We start from the raw sequence: 24,308 nt of genomic DNA on the forward strand, positions 1-24,308 counted from the left end.
ATAGCGTACTTAATTTAAAAAACCAAATGTTTTTCGCTTTTTAACAGGATTTTTCTAAGGTTTTCCTGCAAAAAATGCGGTCCATTTAGGCAAAGCGAATGATTCTAGCGGAAGTTTGACTAAAAAGATAGTCTTTTTTGATTCCGATCATCTCGCTGATTTTAAAGATCGATTATGGAAGATGTTGAAAATGATTAATTCGTTTTTTTGCTCGTTGCTGGGGGTTCAATCGATTTCATCACAAAACTAAAGGTCGAGCCTTTCCCAAGCGTACTCTCAACGGTAAGTTCTGAGCCGTGATTTTGGAGCGCATGTTTCACGATCGCAAGCCCAAGCCCGCTCCCGCCATCATTTTTCGCGTCTCGTTTCCGCGATTCTGACACGCGATAGAATCGCTCGGTAAGATGGGCAAGATGCGCCTCATCAATCCCGCGGCCTTTGTCAGTCACGCTAAAACGCACCTCATATTCCCCCACCGGCTCAACCGCAAGATGAATCGGCGTTCCCACCTCATTGTGCAAAATCGCATTATAAAAGAGATTGGTGGTCACCTGTTTAATCTCCTCAAGATCGCCCTCGATCCAAAGATTCGGAACAATGTGGCTCGTAATGGGATACTCTTCATGGTGCGGGCATTCGTGAATAAGCGTTTCACCCATCTGGCTAAGATTAATGGCGGTTTTATCCCGCTCTGTCGCCGATTCAATCTTCGAGAGCTTCATCAATTGTTGCACTAGCGCATAGAGGCGATCGGCTTGGCTACTCATATGCGAAATCGCTTTCTCTTCAAAACTGCTGTGTCCGCCCATATCATCGAGCATTTCAAGATAGCCCTTAATCACCGTTAACGGGACGCGGAGCTCGTGATTCACATTAGCAAAGAAGTTTTGCCGCATCTGTTCAAGCTTCGCCGTTTCAGTAATATTTCGCGCGATGATTAAGAGATTATATTCTATATAGGGATAGACAAAACGAAACTCGATATGAAGATGCCCATCGACGGTAAGTTTCAGCGGTGTCTCAAATTGACGCAGTTTGAGATAGTTGGAAAATTCAGGGTAACGAATCAGATTGGTAAGCAGCTGCTCCTGATCTTGTGGCCAGCGTAGGCCAAGAAGCGTCTCTGCCTGATGATTACACCATTCAAGCCGCCCCTTCGCATCGCAGAGCATCACCGCATCGGGAATCGCTTCCGCGCCGCGGCGAAGATAACTGACCCGTTCGGCAAGGCGATTACGCTCTTCCCGCTGTTTTTTACGCATGCGATGTAGCCCATGAAAGATCGGAAGCCAGGTTCCGCGACCATCCGGCGGAAAGAGGCGATTTTCTTCCCAGAGCCAGTGCGACAATTTACGCAATTGCAGATAGTGCCAGAGCGCAAGCCCGAGCATGCCCAAAAAGAGCGCGAAAAAAAAGGCACCGCTCACCCAGCCAATCAAGGCTGACACAAGCAATACCCCACCTATTTCTAATAAAATTCGTTTTAATGTCAGCGATCTAAGCATCCGCTAGCCTTCCTCCGAGAACCGGTAACCTGCGCCGCGCACCGTCTGAATTAATTTGCCGGCCCCGCTCTTATCAAGCGCTTTACGTAGCCTTCCAATCGCTACATCCACCGTGCGCTCATCGACATAATTATCATCGCCCCAAACATGGTCAAGGAGCTGACTGCGACTATAGACCCGATCCGGGTTTTGCGCTAAAAAGGCGAGCAATTTAAATTCCATCCGCCCCATCTCAAGCTCTTCTTCATGATAAAGAACGCGGTGAGCGGCAAGATCAATCACGAGCGCGCCAAAGGTGAGAATCTCACGATCGGTATCCACTTCCTGATACTCTTCCACTCGGCGAAGCAGCGCTTTTACCCGTGATAACAGTTCTTTTAAGACAAAAGGTTTGGTGAGGTAATCATCGGCGCCCACATCAAGCCCTTCGACCCGATCATCGACTTCCGCTTTAGCACTCACCATAATTACCGGAATCTGCTTATGCGTCGGGTGACTTTTGAGCTCTTTTAAGAGGGTCAAACCGGACTTTTTCGGCAACATCCAATCTAAGAGCACAAGATCGATCGATTCGTTTTCAATCCGCGCCTCTGCATCAAGCCCATCGTACGCCGAAATAATGCGATAGCCGTGGGACTCAAGATACGTGGTAAGCATCTCTTGAATAGTAAACTCATCTTCAACGATTAATATGGTATTCATTGTCTCTCTTACAAGTTTATGGAACGTGAGGCAAGTATATAAATGCATTGTGACCGGAATGTGACAAATGTTACCCCGCCGTCATAGAAGGGCGCTATAGCATGATTAAATGACCTGTTTCAGCATTTGCATTTCAATACAAATGAATACAAAGAGATACAAAAAGATGCAAATCATTACTCGCTATTCGTTCAGTATAGAGGGAATCGAAACGCTCTGCCGAATCTTTTAAGGCAAGTCCGTTATAATCGCATTGCAATCTCGTTGTAATCGGGCGTTAATCGCCGGTTAATCAATCTCAAGATCGAGCGCTTCGAGAAAATCACTCGCTTTAAGTGCCTCAACGTAGGCAAGTTTGGCAATAAAATCAGCGATATTCTCCACATCCATCTTCTTCATCGCATTCGCGCGCTGAACCTCCACCGTGCGCACCGCCACATGTAAAGTATCGGCAATTTTTCGATTGGTGAGCCCCGCAAAAACTAGCGCACTCACGGCCTTTTCCCGCTCTGACAGGGTGGCAAAACGCGCATCAAGCTCATATTGCTCAAACCGTTCTGTGGCGAGCTTTTCCGCAATGGAGAGCGCGTTGACGAGCTTCGCCATCGAGACCGGCTTTTCTAAAAAGTCCGCCGCGCCCTCTTTGAGCATCGCAACCGCCTGCGCGACATCTCCATGCCCGGTTAAAATAATCGGCACCACCGCGCTTTTATGGGCTTTAAGATAACTCACCACCTCTTGCCCACTCATCTTTGGCATCCGCAGATCGACAATGGCGATCGCAGGCTCCTTGAGATTCGCTTCCTCAATGAAAACAGCGCCATTTTCCCAGAGCGATACCGCTTCATACTCGAGCTGACGTACCAAAAATTCACACGACTCGCGCACCTCACGCTCATCATCAATAATATGGACTTTCATGGTTGGATTATGGGTCATCGTTCTCTTTTCCTGCAAGTTCTTCGCGCTGATAGGGGCATTTATGGCCACTTGGTAAAATGATTCGAATCGCGGCGCCGTTCGCCTCTTTACGATTCGCTAGACGGAATTTTCCGCCGATTGAGGCAATTAAGCGTTCGCAAATCACGAGTCCAAGCCCTAGCCCCTCTTGTTTAGTGGTTCTAAAGGGGACAAATGGCGCGTCGAGAATCTCTTCACTAAAGCCACTGCCGTTATCGGTAATGAGAATTTTGTAATAATCCCGCTCACATTTTGCCTCAATAATAATATGATTCGCCCCCGCCTGCACTGCGTTGAGGAGCGTATTGGTAATCACCTGTTCCAAGATTGAAATTACGGTGAAAATTGTCTGATGGCAATCGATATTAACATCGATCTGCACCCGGTTTTTATTTTGCAGCCGTGTCATCTCAATAATGCGCAGGATAAAGGGCTGAAGATCGACCCACTCCATCTGATGGCCCTGCTTTGGTTTTGCCCACGCTTGAAGATTTTTAATAATGGCGTTGCAATGCTCAACTTGCTGGGCAATTCGCTCCATCGGCCCAATGAATTCCGTCGGATCACCGCCTTTTTTAAGCCCATAGGCACTCCCTTCCGCGTAGTTACGAATTGCCATTAACGGCTGATTGAGTTCGTGGCCAATTCCGCTCGCGATCTCGCCCAAAATATAGAGCCGATCCGCCCGTGAGAGCATCTCTTCATATTCATGCAGCGTATGATAGACCGTTTCAAGCTGAATGCGCTGACGCCGTGCCGTCCACGTAAGCCAAAGGTGATTCACCATGAGTAAAAACATCCCTAATAAAATCCCCATCAGCCAGATTTTATAGGTCTGCGCGAGCCGAATCACCGTCTGCCACAAGGTTTCATCCACTTTGATGAGGCCAGAGAGTTTTTGTAATTCAAACACCTCCCCAAGCCCGACCGGAAGCCCCCAAGTTGGCTGACGCTCATCTTGTTCACTAAAGAGAAATTGACGAATCCGTTGTGCGTCGTGTTCATCTAGCGAGGGGAGCGCGGCGAGCGACCAATTATGCAGAAGCGGCGTACTGCTTAAACAACCCCCGAGCGCAGGATAAGGCGATAACAGCCTAAATTTAGACCCCACCAATTCCCCATTTTGCACCATGTGCTCAAACATACAGGTCGGCGCAATGGTCGCATCCACTTCCCCCTTTTCAAGCAGCAAAATCCCCTGCTCGATCGGATATCCGGTAAAGATCACCTCATAATCCCGCGGCGCTTCTAACCCTTCATCATAAAGATGTTTATAGGCGAGCAAAAAGCCCCCAAACGCATTCGGGCCCACCGCCGAGACCCGTTTTCCTTTAAGGTCACTCGGCGATTCAATGCCACTTGCTTTGGTGACCCAGATGGCGCTCCCGATCTCACTATATTGATTAAAGGTGTTGAGATTGCGCTTTAAACTCGCCATCCAACGAATCGACACATTGGGCTGAATCGACAAAAAACTCGCCTGATGCCCAAGGATTAGATCTACCTCGCCGCTATTGGCCACCGCATCAAATTCATTAAGATTGATCGCCTGCATCGTAAAATCATATTGCGGAAGATGCTCATTTAAATGAGCAATCCAAGGACTCCAACTATTAAATGCTGTTGCTTTCCCTTTCGGTGCCAAGATGCCGATCTTAATTGGACGTTTTTCGATCAACGGCTCATTTTGTGCAATATTTAGACGATTTTGAGGCTCCAAATTATCAGCATAAATCACGCCATGGCCAATCAAGCAGATAGAGAGAACAATCAAGCGCCATAACTGTGGCCAATTGTCGAAGTTTCTTGCCTTTTTGCTCATATGCGCACTCATTTTATTGCTGTAGGTCAATTATTTTCGCCCTATGTGGTTTACCACAATAGAGCGCTTTATTTAAATCACCGATTATAGGCTCACACTTTAGTGATTTTCAGATTTTTTCACAACTGAATCACCATTTTTTTAGGGAGGCACTATGAGCATTAGTCGTCGAAATCTTTTAAAACAGCTGACTGCAATCACCGCAGGCGCCACCGTGATGAGCCTTGCGGAAGCAAAACCGCTCTTTTCACCAAAGCGTCGTGAAGGGGATGAAACCAAGCGTTATGGCATGCTAATCGATCTACGTCGTTGCATTGGATGCCAAGCCTGTACCGTGAGCTGCTCGGTAGAAAACCAGATGCCTCCCGGACAATTTCGTACTACCGTACGTCAATATCAAGTGATCAATAATTTAACCGAAGAAGCGACTAACGTGATGCTTCCTCGTCTTTGCAATCATTGTGACAATCCTCCATGTGTGCCGGTTTGCCCTGTACAAGCGACCTTCCAGCGAAAAGATGGCATTGTCGTTGTGGATAATAAAAAATGCGTTGGCTGTGCTTATTGTGTGCAGGCTTGCCCCTATGAAGCGCGGTTTATCAACCATGAAACGGGCACCGCGGATAAATGCACCTTTTGCGTTCACCGCTTAGAAGCCGGACTTTTACCAGGATGCGTTGAATCCTGTGTTGGCGGCGCGCGAATTATTGGCGATCTTAAAGACCCCAATAGCGCCATTAGCCAGATGCTCGATGAGTACAAAGCGGACATTAAAGTCTTAAAACCGGAACAAGGCACGATTCCTCAAGTTTTCTATTTAGGACTTGATGAGGCGTTTACCAGCAACGTTCAAGGACAAGCAATGCTTTGGCAGGAGGTCAAACTATGATTCGCGAACTGCTCACTCACCCTCAAGAACTCGCCTGGCTTCCATGGGCGGTTCAATACTTTTTCTTTATCGGCATTGCGGCAACGGCGGCATTTGTGGCGATCGGCATACGCTGGTTTGGTAAAGGGAATTACAAAAAAACCGAACTTGTGACCTTAGCGATTGCTGCGACCTGCGGCATCGTTGGGCCTATCGCGCTCAGTGCCGACCTACATCAACCAGGCCGAATTATGAACTTCTACCTTAGTATCACTCCATGGTCTTGGATGTGGGTCGGTGCGATCATTGTGCCGGGCTTTGTGGCGGCGCTCTTACTCCAATTTTTGCTCGTCGTACGGGAAAATAGCGTCAAAGAGAACACCTTTAAGTGGCTCCGCTTTATTCACTGGGGTAGTTATAACGAAACGCGCCTTATCCCCTTTGTCTCAATTGTGTTGGGGCTCACTGCATTTGGCATCGTGCTCTATACCGGAAAAGAGGTCAATGTGTTAAAAGCGCAAGCGCTCTGGCATTCTCCTTGGCTTCCGTGGGCCCTCTTCTTTACAGCGCTCCAAGCGGTGCCGATGCTGATTAAAACATGGAAAAATTGGGCAAATATTGATGAAAAAGCGCCCTTTTTAAATCATCTACAACTTTTTGGACTTTTGGGCGTTGCGGCAACCTTAGCCGGTTGGGCGCTCTCAAATGATCCGGCGGGCGAAGCATTTCGCTCACTCCCCGAACAGGGTTCGGTTTGGTTCACGATTGGTCTTGGTCTCCTTATCTACTTTGCGTCATTGCTTAGTTTCACACTCTATACTTACCGAGATAATCGCATCAAATCGCGCCTTTTATACCTAGTGCTTGCACTGATGAGTCTCTCACTTGCCTGGACGGTGCGTTGGGCGATCCTCATGCAGACACAAACTTTGCCAAAGTATAACGTCATCATCAATCCCTACCACTTAAGCTGGGGCTTTGACGGCGCACTTGGCATCATCTCCACCTTTGGGTTATGGCTCACATTGCTAATTGTCTTCTGGAGTCTACTCCACGATCGCTGGTTTACGTTTAAAGGAGCTCATCATGGATAAGAAACTCGATAAAAAACGTCGGAATATTGTAAAAGGCATTGCCGCTGCCGGAGGCGCCGCCGCATTTGTCGCAGGCTATAGTAATACTGCGAAAAACATGGTGACCGGCATGATCGATGGCACCTCAAGCGAGCCAACCGATGATCGCATTGCCGGGAATGCCCTTCCCGTTGAAGGCAGAATCCAAGATGGAGAATTTATTCAGTCGGCAAAACAGGTGGTCTCCAATACCCAATGTTTTGGTTGCTGGACGGTGTGCGGTGTGCGCGTACGCGTCGATTCTGAAAAGAACGAAATCATGCGCATTATGGGTAACCCCTATCATCCGCTATCACACGAAGAACACTATCCCTATGAGCTTCCCATTAAAGAGGCGTGGAGCCGTCTTGGGGGAGAAAATGGGTTAAACGATCGTTCAACGGCTTGCGCGCGCGGAGCGTCAATGGCCGAAGGCGTAACCAGCCCCTATCGCGTTCTGTCGCCTTTAAAACGAGTGGGAAAACGAGGCGAAGGGAAATGGAAACGCATCAGCTTTGAGGAACTTGTCAAAGAAGTCGTTGAGGGAGGGGATCTTTTTGGTGAAGGTCATGTCGATGGCTTGCGCGCAATTCGTGATTTAAATACACCAATCGACCCCGCTTATCCTGAATATGGTCCAAAGGCGAATCAGCTACTCATTACCAATGCGGGAAATGAAGGACGTGAGGTCTTAGTTAAACGTTTTGCATTTAACTCATTTGGCACCAAAAACTTCGCTCAACACGGCGCTTATTGTGGACTCGCGTATCGTTTGGGTTCCGGCGCTGTGATGAATGATATGCAGAAAAATGCCCACGCGAAGCCCGATTTTGATCATATTGAATTTGCTATTTTTATGGGGACTTCACCTGCGCAATCAGGCAATCCCTTTAAACGCCAAGGACGGCAACTCGCAACGGCGCGAACTAAGGATGTAGATGAGTTTTCGTACGCAGTCGTTGCTCCCAATTTACCGATGACCAACACGCTCGCAACGAAAAATAATACTTGGATTCCGATTTTACCCGGAACCGACTCGGCGCTCGCGATGGCGATCATTCGTACCATTGTTGATGAAAAGTGGTACAACGAAACTTACTTAAAAACCCCCGGAAAAGCCGGCATGGCCCATCACAATGAGGTGAGCTGTTCAAACGCGACTCATCTTGTGATCACCAATACCGATCACCCGCTTTACGGTAAATTCCTCCGTGAGGCCGACATTAAAGCGATCGATACCCCGCGTGGTGATAGCGCGATTTTAGTGGTGGATGAGGCAAGCGGTGAATTTGGATTAGAAGCATCTGTTTTAACCGGTCAGCTTGAAGTTGAGCGAGCAATTACCCTTCTTGATGGCTCAAACGTTACGGTGAAATCAAGCTTTACCCTATTAACCGAATCAGCGCATAAGCACAGCATCAGCGAATATAGCGAGATGTGCGGCGTGCCTGAAAAAACGATCTATGGTCTATCGCGTAAATTCACCAGTCACGGACGCAAAGCCGCGGTCATTAGCCATGGCGGCATGATGAGCGGCAACGGCTTTTACAATGCGTGGTCAGTGATGGCGATGAACGTTTTGATCGGCAATATGAATCATAAAGGCGGTCTGTTGGTCAATGGCGGAAAATACAGAGAGTACGCCGATGGCCCGCGCTACAACATGAATGCGTTTAAAGGCATGGTTGAACCGAAAGGCATGATGATTGCCCGTGCGAAAAAACCGTACGAGACCTCAACGGATTACAAAAATCGCCTGCAAAATGGGGAGAATCCCTACCCTGCAAGTCGTCCTTGGTATCCCTTTGCCGGTGGTCAGTCTTCAGAGGCGCTAATTTCAGCGCTTGGGCACGATCCCTATCCGCTTAAAGCGTGGATCAGCCATATGACCAATCCCGTTTATGGCATCGCTGGGTTTAGACAATTACTCATTGATAAACTCGCCGATCCGAAAGTATTACCACTCTTTGTGGCCGTTGATGCCTATATTAATGAAACCACGGCGTTTGCCGATTACATCATTCCCGATACGCACAACTTTGAGAGCTGGGGCTTTACCGCTCCGTGGGCCGGCGTTCCGTTTAAAGCGTCCACCGCTCGTTGGCCGGTGATTGAGCCTCATGTCGATAAGACGAAAAATGGCGATCCGATCTGCGTTGAGAGTTTCTTTATCGCGGTGGGTAAAGCGATGAATTTACCTGGAATTGGCGATGATGCGATTCAAGATGCAAACGATCCATCGATCCACTACCCCTTCAATCGCCCGGAAGATTATTATCTCCGTGCGGCGGCAAATATGGCCTTTGATGATTCACCCGTGCCAGATGCAACCCGCGAAGAGATGAATCTCACCGGGGTGAGCCGTCTTAAAGATAAGCTCGAGGCCGTGTTAAAGCCTGAAGAGCAGATGAAAGTAGCTTATATCTATGCTCGCGGCGGCCGTGTGGCTCACTTTGAAACGGGCTGGGATGGCGATCATCTGCGTAAAAAATGGCCGATGACGATGCAGCTTTGGAATGAAACGGTGAGCGTTCATAAACATTCAACGAACGGCGAGCGTTATAGCGGTTGCCCGACCTATTATCCGTCACGCTTTGTCGATGGGTCGAGCATGCGCGATCACTATACGCAACATGAGTGGCCGTTCCTGCTGACCTCGTTTAAGTCCCATTTAATCAGCAGTACTGCGGGATCAAATCTTCGCATGCGCATGATTAAACCCACCAACCTCGTGGGCTTAAATGCCGGTGATGCGAGCCGTTTAGGCATTGAAAATGGCGATATTGTCTATATCGAATCGCCTTCCGGTAAAGAGGAAGCGCAAATTATGGTGCTCGATGGGGTAATGCCCGGCGTGATTGCGATCGAGCATGGGTATGGTCACCGCGATATGGGCGCACGCGCACACTATATCGATGGCGAGCCAATCTATTTTAATAAACATGTGGGAAGCGGGCTTAATCTCAATGATTTAGCGATTCAAGACCCAACCCGAAATATCGCTGCGCCTTGGCTCGACTGGGCAACGGGTGCAGTGGTTCGTCAGGGGATTCCTGCCAAAATTTACAAGGCGTAATAACGCCCAATAAAAAAATATCCAGGAGGATATGAAGTGAGGAGAATAAACAACAATAACAAGGAACGCGTTAACACATAGTTATTTAAGCAATATACATTTCCCGAAAAACGCACGATTTAGCATTTATACTTACTTCGCGCCAATCCAAATTTTGTTTAGTTCATCGTACATTGAACCACGTTCGGAATTGGCTTTTTAAGGCACTGTTTCCCGGCAGTGCCTTCTTTTTGTCCGCGTGATTTATCATTCCAAATTATTGATCTAAACTATTGGTCCGATTTAGCTTTAAGCTTCACGTCCTGCATCTTCCGAGCCGCACGAAAGGCGCGAATCTGCACAATAAGTAAAATCGCAGTGATGATCGAGGCTGAAAAATCCGCTACCGGAATCGATGCCCATACCCCAACGGTTCCGAAATATCGTGGGAGCGTAAAGAGTGCGGGAAGCAGAAATAGGAGCTGACGGCTCACGCTCAACACGATCGATTGCGCCACTTTACCAATGCTTTGGAAAAAGCTTGTCGCAACAATTTGAAAGCCCACAATCGGCAATAAAATCCCAGAAATCCGCATTGAACGAATCGTTTCATCGATAATCGCATGATCAGACGGTTTAAAGAGATTGACCACCACATGAGGGAAAAAGAGGCTGATAATTAAGCCCACAAGCCCCATCGTCATACCGATTTTAATGGTGTATTTAAGCGCCTCTTCCACCCGCTCATATTTCGCCGCGCCGTAGCTATAACCGACGATCGGTTGCATCCCTTGCGTCAATCCCACCATAATCATAATCATCAGCATTAAGAGCGCATTCATAATGGTATACGCACCAACGGCCGCTTCGCCTCCATAGATATCGAGCTGACGAATGATAATAAAGACCACCGTACTTGAGACCAGTTGCATCAAAAATGGGGACATCCCAATGCTTAAAATCGCTTTGGCAATCTCTTTATCAATGCGAATATAGCGTAGGCGCAGACGTAACGTTCTCGATTGCACGGTAAAATGATAGAGCACTAAAATCGTACCCACAATCATTGAGATCACCGTCGCAATTGCAGCCCCCTCAATCCCCCACTCAAATTGTCTTAAGAAGAGCGGCGCCAAAATAATATTGACTACCAGCGTAAAGATCATAATATACATCGCTTTTCGCGGATAACCCGACGCACGCATCATATTATTAAAGCTAAAACAGAGCGTCGAGAAAATACTGCCGGGAAGGAAGAAGCTTAAAAATGCCTTAGTATAATACGCCATCTCCCCTTTTGCCCCGAGCATTCGTACCACCGGATCTAAAAATGCAAAGAGCAGGAGCGACACCGTTAGCGTGAGCCCGAGCGTCAACAACAGCGCCGTTCCGAGCACTTTTTCCGCCTTTTGTGAGGAGCCTTGCCCCAAAAAGATCGAAATTCGGCTCGCAGACCCCGCGCCAACGAGCATGCCAAACGCGGCAATAATAATCATAATCGGGAGCGCAACGCCCATCGCCGTCATCGCCGCATCCCCTAAATAGGGGGTATTCCCCACAAAGTAGCGCCCAATAATATTATAGAGCGCATTAACCGAGCTTCCGATAATTGCCGGAAGCGCATAACGCCACAACAGTCCTTTTATAGGCGCCCGTTCGAGCGCATCAATTCGATTATTACTCATAGATTCCTTTTTTAGTCTCTGATTGAGGATTCAATCCCTGCAATCCTGTTTCTCTCTATTTCTCGTCGGTTCCTAGTGGACTTCGTTCTAATAATAATGATTCTTATTTAATCTAAGTAGTCTACCCTATTTTTAGTCGATGTTTGTCAATCCCGCAAAAAGATTGCCACGAACCTGCCTTAAAACGACTCTTTGTCGACAGTCAATCCCTCTATTTTAGGGAATTTTTAATGAAAGTGCGAAACTTTTTTACATAAGTTCACTAAACTAATGGGTAAGCCATTCATATTAAAATTATCTTTCTTAACATTTATGTCAGCGCCTCGGTGCTTGGTCTTGGTTCATGGTTTGGGTACTTGGTCAAAAAGCGAAAACAGTGCTTTCGTTTGAAGTTTTATATGGAATTTTAAAACATGATAAGCAAAAGTTATCGAGATGAACTCTCTGAAACCCCTTGTATGGTGCAAGATTACGCCATTCTTTAACTTTATTAATCGTTCTCATTAATAAATACCATATGAAAAGCGCGGTGCGATATGGTTAAATGAAAACCATCAGATTTATCCAAAGTTTTGAAACACCCTTTCAATCTTATTCAATATCATCACTTATAGAGTCCGCACATTAGCGGAACGACATTAACAACAATTGTAAGGAGATTTGCAATGCCTATCGATAGAATTAAAAATGAACTTCCAGAATATGCTCGTGATATGCGTCTTAACTTCTCAACGGTATTATCAGAAGCCGGAGCGCCAGGATTAACGGACAAACAGATCGCGGCGATCGCACTTGCATCGGCAATGAGCACCAAATCACCAAGCTTAATTGAAGCGATGACTGAATTTGCAGGCGCAACGCTCTCTGAAGAAGAGATGACCGGCGCGAAAATCGCGAACAGCATCATGAGCATGAACAACATCTACTACCGCTTTGTTCACTTAGTAAGCGATAGTGAGTATAGCAAACTTCCTGCACGTTTACGCATGAACGCGATGAGCAATCCTGGGATCGATAAAGAGACCTTCGAGCTTGCATCAATCGCTGTATCAGCCATTAACGGTTGCGGTATGTGTATTGATTCACACGAGAAAAACCTACGCGGCATGGGCGTGAGTACGCAAGGCATTCAATCAGCCATCCGTATCGCGGCAACCCTTTTCTCTGTAAGCGTTGCACTCGCTGACTAAGCGACAATACACGACGACAGGATAACCCCTCGTTACGTTATGATTGCCACGACGGCAACGGAAGATTAATCAACACTGTTGTAAGGATATGACAGGATTAATCTTCACCTTTCAAAGACCGATTCCTTAGTACCCTCGAATCGGTCTTTTTTTACCTTTTTAAAAAGGTGAATCGCCTTAAAATTGCCTAAAGAAAAAGCAGCCTTCCCCTCCCCTTTTTTCTCACTCTTTGTGATAAGCTAAAGACGTTAAATTTTGTAGGAGAATGGTGTGAAAGAGTATTGGAATCAACTGGCAAGTGGCACCAAAAAAGCTGCTTCCCACATTGCCCTAGCCAATTCTGGGCAGAAAAATCGCTTTTTAGAGCATCTCTATGAAACGATCCTAAATCACAAGGCCGATATCATCGCTGAAAATGAGAAAGATCTCGCTAATGCTGCTTCACAAAACTTTGATGAGGCTTTTTTAGATCGTCTTCGCTTAAATGATGCGCGCATTACCGATATGGCCAATGGCGTCAAAGAGATGATTCTCCTCCCCGATCCTGTCGGCGAGATGAGCGATATTAAAATTCGTCCTTCGGGCATCAAAGTGGGAAAAATGCGTGTTCCGCTTGGCGTGATTGCCATTATTTATGAATCGCGCCCCAATGTAACGATCGATGCGGCAGCGCTCTGCGTAAAATCCGGAAATGGTGCGATTTTACGCGGCGGCAGTGAAGCCTTTCATACCAATCAATATTTAGGATCGCTGTTAAAAGAGGCATTAACAGCGGCAGATCTTCCTGAAGAGGCCGTTGGCGTCATTAATACTACCGATCGCTCAATGGTCGATTATATGATCGGCTCGCCTGAGTATATTGATGTAGTGATTCCTCGGGGCGGTAAATCCTTAGTTGAGCGCATCAATAATAATGCTACTGTTCCCGTTATTAAGCATCTCGATGGCATTTGCCATACCTATATTGATGATGCGGCGGATATGGAAAAAGCGGTGGCCGTGGCCGATAATGCCAAAACGCAGCGTTACGCGCCCTGTAATGCCTTAGAAACCCTGCTCGTGCATGAATCGATTGCCCCTGTATTTTTGCCTAAAATTGGAGCAATCTATGCAGAAAAAGGCGTTGAGATGCGCGCATGCGAGAAAACCCTTCCCCTTCTAAAATCCGCAGGGATTAACGCCATTTCAGCGACAGAAGAGGATTGGAGCGCTGAATATTTAGCCCCGATTATCGCGATTAAAATCGTCGGCGATATGATGGAAGCGACCGAACACATTAATCATTATGGCTCGCATCACACCGATGTGATCTTAACGGAGAATCATTCGCGCGCTATGTACTTTTTGCAAGCGGTTGATTCGGCCTGCGTCATGATCAATGCCTCGTCCCGTTTTTGCGATGGGTTTGAATTTGGCCTTGGCGCTGAGATCGGTATCTCAACGGATAAATTGCATGTCCGTGGCCCTGTTGGGTTAGAAGGCCTCACCTCACAAAAATATATTGTTTTTGGAAATGGTGAAGGGCGAAAATAGGCCAATCCAAAGGAGCAACCTTTACTAAAAGGTGCTAGAATAATTGACCAAAGTTTATTTCAGATCAATGATCCACACACTTACTTGGAGTGAATTTCAATGACAGAACAAGCAACATTAGCTAAAATCAAAGATCAAGTAACCAACAACGCCGTTGTGATCTATATGAAAGGTAGCCCACAATTCCCCATGTGCGGTTTTTCAAGCCGTGCAGCGCAAGCACTTGCGGATACCGGTCTTCCTTTTGCGTTTGTAAACGTATTAGATGATCACGAAGTTTTTGAACATCTTCCAAAATATGCCGAATGGCCCACCTTCCCACAAATTTATATCGGTGGCGAACTCGTTGGAGGCTGCGACATCGTACTCGAACTTGCAGAGCGCAACGAACTCAAAGCAATGATGGAAGAAGCCATCAATAACGAAGCGTAAATTGTAAAGTCCCACTTCTTTAAGTGGGATTTTTCCATGACCTTTTTGATTCTCCCTACTAAAGGAAATGATTATGTCTGTAATCGAAGTCAAACATCCTCTTATTGCTCACAAACTCGGTAAAATGCGTAAAGAAGGCATCTCTACCCGTGATTTTAGAGCCCTCTCATCAGAAATTGCCATGCTGTTAACCTACGAAGCAACGAAAGACCTCGAAATGGAAGAGCGCGTTGTTGAAGGTTGGGCAGGCGAAGTGACCGTTGAGCAAATTAAAGGTCTTAAAGTGACACTCGTTCCCATTTTGCGCGCAGGCGTTGGAATGCTTCAAGGCGTTCTCGATCTGATCCCAAGCGCACGGGTATCAGTCGTTGGCTTTGAGCGTGATGAAACAACGCACGAACCACGCGCTTATTACCAAAAACTCACCTCACAAATGAGTGAGCGTACCGCGATTATTTTAGACCCAATGCTCGCAACAGGCGGCACAGCGGTAGCAACCGTTGAACTTCTTAAAAATGCTGGCTGTAAACGCATTAAAGCACTCTTTATGGTGGCCGCCCCTGAAGGGATTGAAGTGCTTAAATCAGCGCATCCTGATGTTGAGATCTATACTGCATCGGTTGATGAAGGCTTAGATGAAAACTCATACATCCTTCCCGGCCTTGGTGATGCAGGCGATAAGATTTTTGGAACGCTCCAATCGTCTAAATAAGCGATATTATTGGCTTATGCCGAATAGTTAAGGCAGTCATCCTATTAGAATAATTAAAAAGTGAGGCACTCCCTATGATTCGACGTGATCTACGTTTCTTTTCCATCGTATTGACGAGCATTTTTTGGCTCTGCAATCTAAGTTTCGCAAACACGAGTCATGAGGAGTGGTACCTCAAAGGTAAAGAGGCCATTCGCGCAAAGAATTGGTCTCTTTATCAATCAGCCGCTCAACAATTGAGTAGCTCAAACCTCAAACCCTATCTTGAGTTTAATTATCTCCACGCCCGCGTTAATGATCTTCCTGAAGCGGAGATCACCCAATTTTTAACGAATCACCGCGGCGCTGATTTTTACGGGATGCTCAGCAATCGTTTTTTTAGCGAACAACTTAAAAAGCGCAATTACAAAGTCATTCTTGACAATAAACCACTGCTAAACACGCTATCGCTACGTTGCATTGGCTATGATGCGGCGATTGAAGCGTATAACGAATTTGATAGCGCCAACTTTAAAAAAGAGTGGCTCTCGGTGACCGGCATTCCCGGCACATGCCAAAAGGCTGAAACTAAGCTCTTAGCGAGCAATCAATTGACGGCTCACGAATTAACGCAAAAGATTATGGAGCGTCTTGAGAAAAACTACATCACTCAAGCAGAACGTCTCATCAATCATCTTCCCCAAAAAAACCAAGGTTACTATCGTTACTTTGTGAAATTACTGCGTAATCCGAGCAGTGTAATGGGTGAAAAAACCTTCTATTCCGATTCCAGCGCGCTCTACACTCAAGTGATTCACGCTTGGTCAAAAAACAACTCCGTTGCCGCGCAACAAGGACTCGATTTCTTGCACGCGCGTAATCTGCTTGAACCCAAAGATTATCGTTATCTGCGAAATCGTCTTGCCACCTTCCAAGCCGGCAGAACGGACGTTGATAACCGCTTAGCTCTCTTTAAAGCGATTCCCGCCAATGAAGGAAGTGATGCCGTGTGGGAATGGGGCTTTCGCATTGCGATGCAAGAGGGGGATTATGCCCTTGCCACCACCTTTTTAGATCGTTTATCCGATAGTGCAAAAGCCGATGAAGTGTGGCGTTTCTGGCGAGGGTATCTCTATGAGATCGTCGGTGATACCGCGCGCGCAAATGCTGAATATCGCGCCATTAAAGATCGTTTTTCCTTCTACGGATTTTTAGCCTCTGATCGTTTAAATGAGCCCTATACCGCCCTTAATACCCTTGTTAAAGAGCGCATGAGTCGCCCAAGCACCGATAATCTTCCAAGTGATTTTTATCTTGCACTCTCTCTTCACAATGTCGATGAAGAATTTTTTGGACGTTTACGTTGGCTCGCCGCACTTAAAAATGCCAATGCCAACACCAAACATGCCGCGAGTCTTCTTGCTGAAAAGGCGGGTTATTACAATTTAAGTCTGATGGCTGGAACCCAAGCAAAAGCTACCGGCGGCCTCTCGCTTCGCTATCCATCGCCCTATCAAATCACGATTGAAAGCAATCTCAATCGCGATCCAATTTTAACGACCCCGCTCGTGCTTGGACTCATTCGTCAAGAGAGTCTTTTCCATATTAAAGCGAAATCACCAGCAAATGCCTATGGTTTAATGCAACTTCTAATGCCGACGGCGCAAACTGTCTCGCGTGAATTGAAAGAATCGAAACGGGAATCGCTTTATAATCCGACGGCGAATATCCGATACGGCGTCGCCTACCTTAAAAAAGTGGAGAACGATGTCGGCGCATGCGTGCCCTATCTATTGGCGAGCTACAACGCGGGCCCTCACAAAGTGAAAGTGTGGAAAAAACACGAGATCGACGATATTGTGCTCTGGATTGAGAGCATCCCGTATTATGAAACGCGCAATTATGTCAAAAGCGTGCTTGGAAACACCATGATCTATCACGCGCTTCTTGGAAAACCTGCGCGCATTAGTGATTATTTAACCTGCCCATAACCTATACGCGCTATGGGCGCAACGTTTGGAGCCTTCGCCCCGCCATGTTTTTAAAGTATTTTGTTCTACTCATCATCATTACGGCGACCTATCTTTTTTTTAAATATCGCACTCGCCCGAAACCTGTGATCGATCGCCCTACGCCTGCCCGCTGGTATGAGCGTCAAGCAGCCCTTTTTACCCCAGCAGAGCAACATTTTATGATGAGTCTTGAGATGGCTATTGAAGGGCTTCCAGTCCGTCTTTTTGGAAAAACTCGCATTGCCGATCTTATTCGCGTCACCCGCGGGCTTGCAAGCGATGATTATTCCGCGGCCTTTAGTAAAATTCGTTCTAAACATGCCGATTTTGTCCTTGTGCACCCGCTCTCATTTGCGCCGCTCCTAGTGATTGAGCTCGATGATAGCTCTCATGAGGCCGATGATCGTCAATTTCGCGATGCGTGGGTTGATGAAGCGTACGCGCAGGCGGGATTACCGATTCTACATGTGCCGTTACGAAAACGTTATTCGGAAGAGCAGCTGCGCCAAACGATTATTGACGTACTCCGCAATCAAGGAATATAGCGATGGATCAACGAAAATATAGTGGCTTTTCCAGCACTACCATGCAAATTCTCGGCATTTTTAGGTTGCTTCTTGCCACCATTTTGGCCGCGCTCTATCTGATTAGCAAACGCTTAATCCCCACAGATGAGGGCTTATCGCAGACGTTTTACATCATTTTTACGCTCTATCTTCTCTTTCTGCTGCTCTCCTATCTCTTTTTAAAACGCCCGCGCTTTCAAACGATGCAGGCGATCCGCATTTTCGCCATTGTTGATCTTGCCTATTTAAGCGTCCTTTGCTTTATCACCGATGGACTCGATAGTCCACTCATCATTATGATGCTGATCTCCATTATGGCTCACGGTGCATTCTTACCGATCTGGCAGGCACTTTCGTTAGTGGCGATTGCAATTCTCTTTCAAGGCTATCTCTGGATCGATAGCAACCGTTATTTTAACTACTACAGTTTTATTGAATATCTTAAAAATCAAGATCTCATTCGGATTTTAACCCAGAGTCTGATTGCTGTTGTTGCGGTTGTGATCACCAACGTCTGGCTACGTAAATATGAGGCCTCCGAAAAGATCATCACCCAGCAAAACGAGGAGCTTCATAACGCCTCGGTACTCCATGAGATCGTGATTCAACAAGCCAATAGCGGTATCATTGTCGTCGATCATCGTGGCAACATTTTGCTCATTAACGAATATATCCGCATCTGGTTTGGGGGTAATATCGTCACCAATATGCCCCTTAAGCTCTACTCAAAACCGCTCTATGAGCGCTATCTCCTTTGGAAGGATCTCACCTTTAACAATAAAAAGCCGATGCACCATCAAGAGGAGGAGTTTTATGTGGACTTCAAACAGATTCGCTCGCACAATCTTGAATATACCCTCATTAATATTGAAGAGACTGATCTTGCCAATCAGCGCGCACAGCAAAATAAACTCGCCGCGCTTGGGCAGCTAACCGCAGCAATCGCTCACGAGCTTCGTAACCCCATGACCTCCGTCTTCCAAGCGGCGCAACTCTTAAATGAAAAAGAGGAAAAAACGCCCATGGAGAGCCGTCTTTTTGAGATGATTATCAATAATATCAATCGAGCAAATCGCATTATTAGCGAGGTGTTGATGATCGCGCGGAAAGACGATCCGACCCTTGAGCGCATTGAGTTAGCGACGTGGTCTGAAGAGCTCATGCATGAGTTTAATCTCACACACGCCGAATTTAAAGAGTGTTTAACCATCGATATTGATGAGGGCTTTAAATGGGTCTATTTCGACCGCAATCACTTCCATCAAGTGGTCTGCAATCTCATTAATAACGCGATAATTCACTCAAAAATGTCGCCGGAAAGTCTTAAAATCACCCTCGCCTTTGAGCAGATCGCCGGCAATCCCACCCTCACAATTTACGATAATGGCGTTGGCGTTTCTAAGAAAAATCAAACCCATCTCTTTGAGCCCTTTTTCACAACCGATGTGAAGGGAACCGGACTTGGACTCTTCTTGGTTAAAGAGATCTGCGAAATTAATCAAGCGCATATCGATTATGTTTCAAATAGTGCGAAAGGATCAGGCTTTAGACTCATTTTCTCTTCCCCAATGTAGACAAAAAAACGCTATAATAGTTGGCAGACTACGAATTGATCTGATTCGCCTTATTTTGTTTCACTTTCCCTAAAAGAGAGAAATCATGGAACCCCGATATACTGCCCTAATCATTGATGATGAAGTGGATATATGCGAGCTCATCGAGATGAGTTTTATGTCCATCAATATCGACTGCGTGAAAGCCTATTCCGTTAACGATGCGATTGTTGCCCTGCAAAAACAGGATTTTGATGTCTGCTTTACCGACTTAAAACTCCCTGATGGCAACGGCTTTGAGATTATTGAGTATATTCAAGAGCGCAAACCCAATCTTCCCGTTGCAATGATGACGGCCCATGGAAATGTGGAAAGTGCCATTGAAGCACTTAAAATGGGGGCATTTGATTTTATCTCCAAACCCTTTGAGCTTGAACATCTGCGCCGCTTAGCGCTGAGTGCCGTGCAAACGAAAACGGTGCTCTCTGAGCAAGAAGCGACCCAAAAAACCATCACGAAAAAGCCCAATAAATATGGCATGTATGGTGAATCGCAAGCAATGGACGAGGTGCGCCGGATTATCTCACGCCTTGCCCGCTCGCAAGCACCTGTCTACATTAATGGAGAATCAGGAACGGGGAAAGAGCTTGCCGCTCGCGCCATTCACGGGGAAAGTGGTCGCTCGGATGGGCCATTTATTGCGGTCAACTGTGGCGCGATTCCTGAGCAGCTCGTTGAGAGTGAATTCTTTGGCCACAAAAAGGGAAGCTTTACCGGTGCCGATCGCGACAAAAAAGGGCTGTTTGAAGCGGCGAATAATGGGACAATCTTCTTAGATGAGGTAGCCGATCTTCCCCTTCCGATGCAGGTAAAACTTCTTCGCGCCATTCAAGAGCGTGCGGTTCGCCCGGTGGGTGGCACCGAAGAGATCACAATTAATGCGCGCATTATCTCCGCCTCGCATAAAAATTTAGAACATTTGGTGCTTGAACAAGAGTTCCGCCAAGACCTTTTTTATCGCCTTAATGTGATTACCCTCAATCTTCCGCCCCTACGTGAACGGCTCGAAGATCTCCCCATTCTCTGCCATCACCTCCTTGAGCGCATCAATGAAGCCAATGGCAGTGAAACGGTGATTACAGGAGATGCGATCGATGCACTTAGCCACTATAATTTTCCCGGAAACGTCCGCGAGCTTGAGAATATTTTAGAACGCGCGAGCGCGCTCTGCCTTGATCAAACCATCACGCCTGAAGATTTGGGCTTAGAACATGGTCTCTTACAAAAACAGGTGGTCAACCGCGATGTCGCCCGCATTGATGCGACGCTTCAAGAGGGAGACACCAAACAAGAGACGATTGCCGAATATTACGAGCCCGATGAAAATGATGAGATTATCGTCCCGAAAGAGGTGACCGATATCGATGATTATCTCGCCCGCGTTGAGAACAAAATCATCTCACAAGCGCTTGAAAATAATCGCAATAAAACCGAAGCGGCTAAAAGTCTTGGCATCTCCTTTAGGCAGTTTCGTTATCGCCTTAAAAAACATAATATTGAAGAGGATTAAGCGTTCATTAAGGCTTTACAGCGTTTTCCGAGAGGATTACACTAGAACGATTGACTATTGTGCGCACAAAAGCGCACGTCTAAAAAGGATAGAGAGGATATGCGCGCGGAAATTATTGTGATTGGCTCTGAATTACTATTAGGGGAATCGATCGATACCAATGGCCCTTGGATTGCGGAACACCTCCGCCAAATTGGGATCGATTGCCATTTTAAAGCGGTGGTGGGCGATAATTTAGACAATATTGCCAATACTTTTACCCTCGCTCTATCGCGCGCGGATATCGTTCTATCGACCGGCGGCCTTGGCCCAACCCAAGATGATATCTCCAAAGATGGCCTTGCAAAAGCCCTTGGAAAACCGCTGGTATTTGATGAACGCCTTGCCGAACGCATTGCAGAAAAATTTGCTGAACGCGGACGTAATATGAGCGAAAATAATCTCCGCCAAGCCTATTATCCAGAAGGTGCGAAAGTGCTCGCAACTCACCCCGGAACTGCGCCCGGAATTCACTATACGATTTCAAACGATGCCGGCGATAAACAGATCTTTTTAATGCCGGGCGTGCCCTCTGAGATGAAGCTGATGATGAGTGAATCAATCATTCCATTTTTGCTTAATCTTCTTCCTAATCCCGAGCAGGTTTTTACCCGCACAATGAAATGTTGGGGGCTGCCGGAATCGGACATTGCTGAAAAACTCAAAACGATTAATGATGAGCTCGATCATGCACACAACCCGAAACTTGCCTATCTCGCATCGGGCATTAATGGCATTAAGGTGAAACTCTCCTCCAAAAACCGAACGCTCGCGGAGGCCGATCAATTGATCGATCCCTATAAAGCCCGCATCGTGGAAATTTTGGGCGATTATATCTTTGGCTATGATGAGGATTCCATGGAATCGGTGGTGGCAAATCTCCTTGAAACGGCGGGACTCACCCTCGCGCTCTATGAAACCTTTAGCGCAGGCCTAGTCTCCTCGCGCCTCAATGAACTTACCGATAGCACGCCCTATTTTAAAGGCGCGGTGATTAATCACGATAGCGATGATATTTTCACCAAATTGCAGGATACGGCCGAGTATTTTGGCGCCGATATCGCGCTCAATGTGAGTGAAGTCACCCGTACCGAACGCAACATTACCCTTGCGCTCAACCTCTATCATGGGGACACACAATTAACCAAAGAGATTACCATTCCGAGCTTTAGTCTTGGGCAAACGCGCCGATTTTCGGTGATTAATCTCTTAAATCAACTCCGTCTTTATTTACAAAAAAGACCTTAATTTTTCCTAACTAACCTTACATTATATGGAAACAAACGATAAAATTTCTGATTTAAAACCTCCTTCCCGTCAGCCCGAAACCTCGACAGATAGAGCCTTGAACGAAGAGAGCCCAAATGACTTCTCAAAGCGCACGCCAACGCGAGTGGTGGTGGGCATTATTTGGAATGAAACGCTCGATCAAGTGCTTGTGAGCCAACGTCATATGACGAAAGATTTTGGCGGTCTGTGGGAGTTTCCGGGCGGAAAAGTGGAAGCGCTGGAAGAAGATGGCTTTGCCTTATCGCGGGAACTGCGCGAAGAGCTCGATATTGCCATCAATGATTTTGAATTTGCCTTTAGCATTCTCCATCATTATCCCCATAAAAGCGTCGAGCTTTTGATCTATAATGTCTTCTCATTTTTCGGTAAACCCCGCGGCAATGAGGAGCAACAGATCCAGTGGCGTAATGTAGCCGATCTTATGATCGATGATTTCCCAAAAGCCAATGGTCAAATTATCGATTATATTCAAGAGCGCGCCGGGTTTTAAAGTCTCAAAACTTTTAACGACTCTCGCCTCATCAAGCAGACACAAAAAACCGTATCGGAGATCATGATCAATCATCTCATCCGATACGGTTTTATCGGTTCTAATGCATTAAACCTGATTAGATTCGGGCTATTTCGAACGCATAATATTTTGTAATGCTTTACGAACCAGCGTATCAACGCTCGCGCCCGTCTCCTCTTTCGCCACAGCCTTCACCATTTTTTGAGCATTGGTTTGATTATAACCAAGCGCGACAAGGGCAAGTACCGCATCATCAGAGGCATCTACGGGCGGTGCAAAGAGATCATCTTTACCCGCATTCATGAGGCTCTCGCTTCCGGCCAAGACATCGATCTTATCGCGAAGTTCTAAAATCAATCGCTCTGCCGTTTTTTTACCAATGCCAGGCACTTTCGTTAGCTGATTGATATCTTCGGCCTGCACCACATGATAGAGCTCGCTTGCGGTTAATCCTGAGAGAATGACGATCGCACTTTTCGGGCCAATGCCGGTTACTTTGATCAAAATACGAAACGCCTCGCGCTCCTCTTTTGACATAAAGCCATATAAAATGCTCGCATCTTCTCTTAAAATATGTTGAATGTGGAGCACCACCTCGCCCCCGATCGCCGGGAGAAGACAGAAGCTCGACATTGGTAATTCAACATTATAGCCGACGCCATGAACATCAATAATGGCATGATTTGGAGAGCTTTTCTCCGCAACGATGCCCGTTAAACGTCCAATCATTGGATAATCCTTTCTACTTTACGGTGAAATGCATGGGTCAGCGCTGCCGCAAGTGCATCGGCTGCATCCGCTTGAGGCGTACTATTGAGGCGAAGGAGGTGTTGAACCATCGCTTGAACTTGCGCTTTTTCCGCATGGCCACGCCCGACAATGGTCTGTTTAATGCGGGTAGCGGCATATTCATGAACCTCTAAATTGGCCATCGCCGCACAACAGAGCGCAACGCCCCGCGCCTGTCCTAAAATAATCGCCGATTGGGGATTTTTATGCATAAAGACTTCTTCAATGGAAAAAACGCTCGGTTTATAGAGCCCGATCAGTTGATCAATTCCTTGAAAAATCGTGTGAAGGCGCACCGCCATGGTTGCCTTGGTATCGGTGCGAATACAACCGCTATCGATATAATGATAGCGATTGCCCTCAACTCTGATCACCCCATATCCCGTAATCCGAGAGCCGGGGTCGATCCCTAAAATAATCATA

General features: G+C 46.7%; 20 protein-coding genes. 13 read left to right on the forward strand and 7 right to left on the reverse strand.

The window, feature by feature from the left end; translation table 11 throughout:
- Positions 1–194: 194 nt before the first annotated feature.
- The 4 genes from phoR to OXI21_RS09115 all read right to left on the reverse strand — a co-directional run bounded on the left by phoR (position 195) and on the right by OXI21_RS09115 (position 4,989).
- Positions 195–1,505 (reverse strand): phosphate regulon sensor histidine kinase PhoR, encoded by a 1,311-nt coding sequence (gene phoR / locus OXI21_RS09100; protein ID WP_279619259.1) that lies wholly within the window; start codon positions 1,503–1,505, stop codon positions 195–197.
- Positions 1,506–1,508: 3 nt separating this feature from the next.
- On the reverse strand, positions 1,509–2,207 hold the full coding sequence (locus OXI21_RS09105; RefSeq protein WP_279619260.1) for a response regulator: 699 nt from the start codon (positions 2,205–2,207) through the stop codon (positions 1,509–1,511).
- A gap of 288 nt (positions 2,208–2,495) precedes the next feature.
- Entirely contained in the window at positions 2,496–3,146 is a 651-nt protein-coding gene (locus OXI21_RS09110) for a response regulator (protein WP_279619261.1), read from the reverse strand.
- The gene (locus OXI21_RS09115) at positions 3,136–4,989 is read right to left on the reverse strand and encodes a sensor histidine kinase (protein WP_279619262.1); all 1,854 of its coding nucleotides are present in this window, start codon (positions 4,987–4,989) and stop codon (positions 3,136–3,138) included. Before OXI21_RS09115 ends, OXI21_RS09110 begins: the two co-directional genes overlap by 11 nt.
- A gap of 154 nt (positions 4,990–5,143) precedes the next feature.
- On the opposite strand from OXI21_RS09115, the gene ttrB reads away from it, so the two are divergent.
- The 3 genes from ttrB to OXI21_RS09130 are packed head-to-tail and all read left to right on the forward strand — an operon-like array spanning position 5,144 to position 10,045.
- Positions 5,144–5,878: a tetrathionate reductase subunit TtrB gene (gene ttrB / locus OXI21_RS09120; protein ID WP_279619263.1), complete on the forward strand. Its 735-nt coding sequence runs from the start codon at positions 5,144–5,146 to the stop codon at positions 5,876–5,878.
- Complete coding sequence (gene nrfD / locus OXI21_RS09125; RefSeq protein WP_279619264.1) at positions 5,875–6,951, forward strand: NrfD/PsrC family molybdoenzyme membrane anchor subunit; 1,077 nt, start codon at positions 5,875–5,877, stop codon at positions 6,949–6,951. The genes ttrB and nrfD overlap by 4 nt, the downstream gene beginning before the upstream one ends.
- A complete protein-coding gene (locus OXI21_RS09130; protein ID WP_279619265.1) occupies positions 6,944–10,045 on the forward strand; it encodes a molybdopterin dinucleotide binding domain-containing protein in 3,102 nt (1,033 codons plus the stop codon). Before nrfD ends, OXI21_RS09130 begins: the two co-directional genes overlap by 8 nt.
- 269 nt (positions 10,046–10,314) lie before the next feature.
- Here OXI21_RS09130 and OXI21_RS09135 read toward each other — a convergent pair whose 3' ends face one another.
- Positions 10,315–11,709, reverse strand: coding sequence for an MATE family efflux transporter (locus tag OXI21_RS09135; RefSeq protein ID WP_279619266.1), 1,395 nt, complete (start codon positions 11,707–11,709; stop codon positions 10,315–10,317).
- 665 nt (positions 11,710–12,374) lie between these two features.
- Here OXI21_RS09135 and OXI21_RS09140 point away from each other — a divergent pair.
- The 10 genes from OXI21_RS09140 (at position 12,375) to OXI21_RS09185 (ending at position 23,075) form a co-directional block, all read left to right on the forward strand.
- A complete protein-coding gene (locus OXI21_RS09140) occupies positions 12,375–12,899 on the forward strand; it encodes a carboxymuconolactone decarboxylase family protein (protein WP_279619267.1) in 525 nt (174 codons plus the stop codon).
- A gap of 270 nt (positions 12,900–13,169) precedes the next feature.
- The gene (locus tag OXI21_RS09145) at positions 13,170–14,432 is read left to right on the forward strand and encodes a glutamate-5-semialdehyde dehydrogenase (RefSeq protein ID WP_279619268.1); all 1,263 of its coding nucleotides are present in this window, start codon (positions 13,170–13,172) and stop codon (positions 14,430–14,432) included.
- 99 nt (positions 14,433–14,531) lie between these two features.
- Complete coding sequence (gene grxD / locus OXI21_RS09150; RefSeq protein WP_279619269.1) at positions 14,532–14,864, forward strand: Grx4 family monothiol glutaredoxin; 333 nt, start codon at positions 14,532–14,534, stop codon at positions 14,862–14,864.
- Between the two features lie 73 nt (positions 14,865–14,937).
- Positions 14,938–15,576, forward strand: a complete 639-nt coding sequence (gene upp, locus OXI21_RS09155; protein ID WP_279619270.1) for a uracil phosphoribosyltransferase — start codon at positions 14,938–14,940, stop codon at positions 15,574–15,576.
- Positions 15,577–15,650: 74 nt separating this feature from the next.
- Positions 15,651–17,546 carry a lytic transglycosylase domain-containing protein gene (locus tag OXI21_RS09160; protein WP_279619271.1) on the forward strand — a complete coding sequence of 632 codons (1,896 nt, stop codon included), beginning with the start codon at positions 15,651–15,653 and terminating at the stop codon, positions 17,544–17,546.
- Positions 17,547–17,590: 44 nt separating this feature from the next.
- Positions 17,591–18,112 carry a DUF2726 domain-containing protein gene (locus tag OXI21_RS09165; protein ID WP_279619272.1) on the forward strand — a complete coding sequence of 174 codons (522 nt, stop codon included), beginning with the start codon at positions 17,591–17,593 and terminating at the stop codon, positions 18,110–18,112.
- Between the two features lie 2 nt (positions 18,113–18,114).
- The gene (locus tag OXI21_RS09170) at positions 18,115–19,707 is read left to right on the forward strand and encodes an ATP-binding protein (RefSeq protein WP_279619273.1); all 1,593 of its coding nucleotides are present in this window, start codon (positions 18,115–18,117) and stop codon (positions 19,705–19,707) included.
- Between the two features lie 85 nt (positions 19,708–19,792).
- Complete coding sequence (locus tag OXI21_RS09175) at positions 19,793–21,256, forward strand: sigma-54 dependent transcriptional regulator (RefSeq protein ID WP_279619274.1); 1,464 nt, start codon at positions 19,793–19,795, stop codon at positions 21,254–21,256.
- Between the two features lie 99 nt (positions 21,257–21,355).
- Complete coding sequence (locus OXI21_RS09180; RefSeq protein ID WP_279619275.1) at positions 21,356–22,543, forward strand: CinA family nicotinamide mononucleotide deamidase-related protein; 1,188 nt, start codon at positions 21,356–21,358, stop codon at positions 22,541–22,543.
- A gap of 25 nt (positions 22,544–22,568) precedes the next feature.
- Positions 22,569–23,075: a (deoxy)nucleoside triphosphate pyrophosphohydrolase gene (locus OXI21_RS09185; protein ID WP_279619276.1), complete on the forward strand. Its 507-nt coding sequence runs from the start codon at positions 22,569–22,571 to the stop codon at positions 23,073–23,075.
- A gap of 129 nt (positions 23,076–23,204) precedes the next feature.
- Here the strand turns inward: OXI21_RS09185 and ruvA are convergent, their stop codons facing one another.
- Positions 23,205–23,825, reverse strand: coding sequence for a Holliday junction branch migration protein RuvA (gene ruvA / locus OXI21_RS09190; RefSeq protein WP_279619277.1), 621 nt, complete (start codon positions 23,823–23,825; stop codon positions 23,205–23,207).
- A complete protein-coding gene (gene ruvC / locus OXI21_RS09195; RefSeq protein ID WP_279619278.1) occupies positions 23,822–24,307 on the reverse strand; it encodes a crossover junction endodeoxyribonuclease RuvC in 486 nt (161 codons plus the stop codon). Before ruvC ends, ruvA begins: the two co-directional genes overlap by 4 nt.
- Position 24,308 lies beyond the last annotated feature (1 nt).

Source organism: Ignatzschineria sp. RMDPL8A, assembly GCF_029815055.1.
In the GTDB taxonomy this organism is placed as follows: domain Bacteria; phylum Pseudomonadota; class Gammaproteobacteria; order Cardiobacteriales; family Wohlfahrtiimonadaceae; genus CALZBJ01.

Bases quoted from the DNA above. Each gene is read 5' to 3' on its own strand.
- phoR (WP_279619259.1), bottom strand. From the start codon at position 1,505: ATGCTTAGATCGCTGACATTAAAACGAATTTTATTAGAAATAGGTGGG.
- OXI21_RS09105 (WP_279619260.1), bottom strand. From the start codon at position 2,207: ATGAATACCATATTAATCGTTGAAGATGAGTTTACTATTCAAGAGATG.
- OXI21_RS09110 (WP_279619261.1), bottom strand. From the start codon at position 3,146: ATGACCCATAATCCAACCATGAAAGTCCATATTATTGATGATGAGCGT.
- OXI21_RS09115 (WP_279619262.1), bottom strand. From the start codon at position 4,989: ATGAGCAAAAAGGCAAGAAACTTCGACAATTGGCCACAGTTATGGCGC.
- ttrB (WP_279619263.1), top strand. From the start codon at position 5,144: ATGAGCATTAGTCGTCGAAATCTTTTAAAACAGCTGACTGCAATCACC.
- nrfD (WP_279619264.1), top strand. From the start codon at position 5,875: ATGATTCGCGAACTGCTCACTCACCCTCAAGAACTCGCCTGGCTTCCA.
- OXI21_RS09130 (WP_279619265.1), top strand. From the start codon at position 6,944: ATGGATAAGAAACTCGATAAAAAACGTCGGAATATTGTAAAAGGCATT.
- OXI21_RS09135 (WP_279619266.1), bottom strand. From the start codon at position 11,709: ATGAGTAATAATCGAATTGATGCGCTCGAACGGGCGCCTATAAAAGGA.
- OXI21_RS09140 (WP_279619267.1), top strand. From the start codon at position 12,375: ATGCCTATCGATAGAATTAAAAATGAACTTCCAGAATATGCTCGTGAT.
- grxD (WP_279619269.1), top strand. From the start codon at position 14,532: ATGACAGAACAAGCAACATTAGCTAAAATCAAAGATCAAGTAACCAAC.
- upp (WP_279619270.1), top strand. From the start codon at position 14,938: ATGTCTGTAATCGAAGTCAAACATCCTCTTATTGCTCACAAACTCGGT.
- OXI21_RS09160 (WP_279619271.1), top strand. From the start codon at position 15,651: ATGATTCGACGTGATCTACGTTTCTTTTCCATCGTATTGACGAGCATT.
- OXI21_RS09165 (WP_279619272.1), top strand. From the start codon at position 17,591: ATGTTTTTAAAGTATTTTGTTCTACTCATCATCATTACGGCGACCTAT.
- OXI21_RS09170 (WP_279619273.1), top strand. From the start codon at position 18,115: ATGGATCAACGAAAATATAGTGGCTTTTCCAGCACTACCATGCAAATT.
- OXI21_RS09175 (WP_279619274.1), top strand. From the start codon at position 19,793: ATGGAACCCCGATATACTGCCCTAATCATTGATGATGAAGTGGATATA.
- OXI21_RS09180 (WP_279619275.1), top strand. From the start codon at position 21,356: ATGCGCGCGGAAATTATTGTGATTGGCTCTGAATTACTATTAGGGGAA.
- OXI21_RS09185 (WP_279619276.1), top strand. From the start codon at position 22,569: ATGGAAACAAACGATAAAATTTCTGATTTAAAACCTCCTTCCCGTCAG.
- ruvA (WP_279619277.1), bottom strand. From the start codon at position 23,825: ATGATTGGACGTTTAACGGGCATCGTTGCGGAGAAAAGCTCTCCAAAT.
- ruvC (WP_279619278.1), bottom strand. From the start codon at position 24,307: ATGATTATTTTAGGGATCGACCCCGGCTCTCGGATTACGGGATATGGG.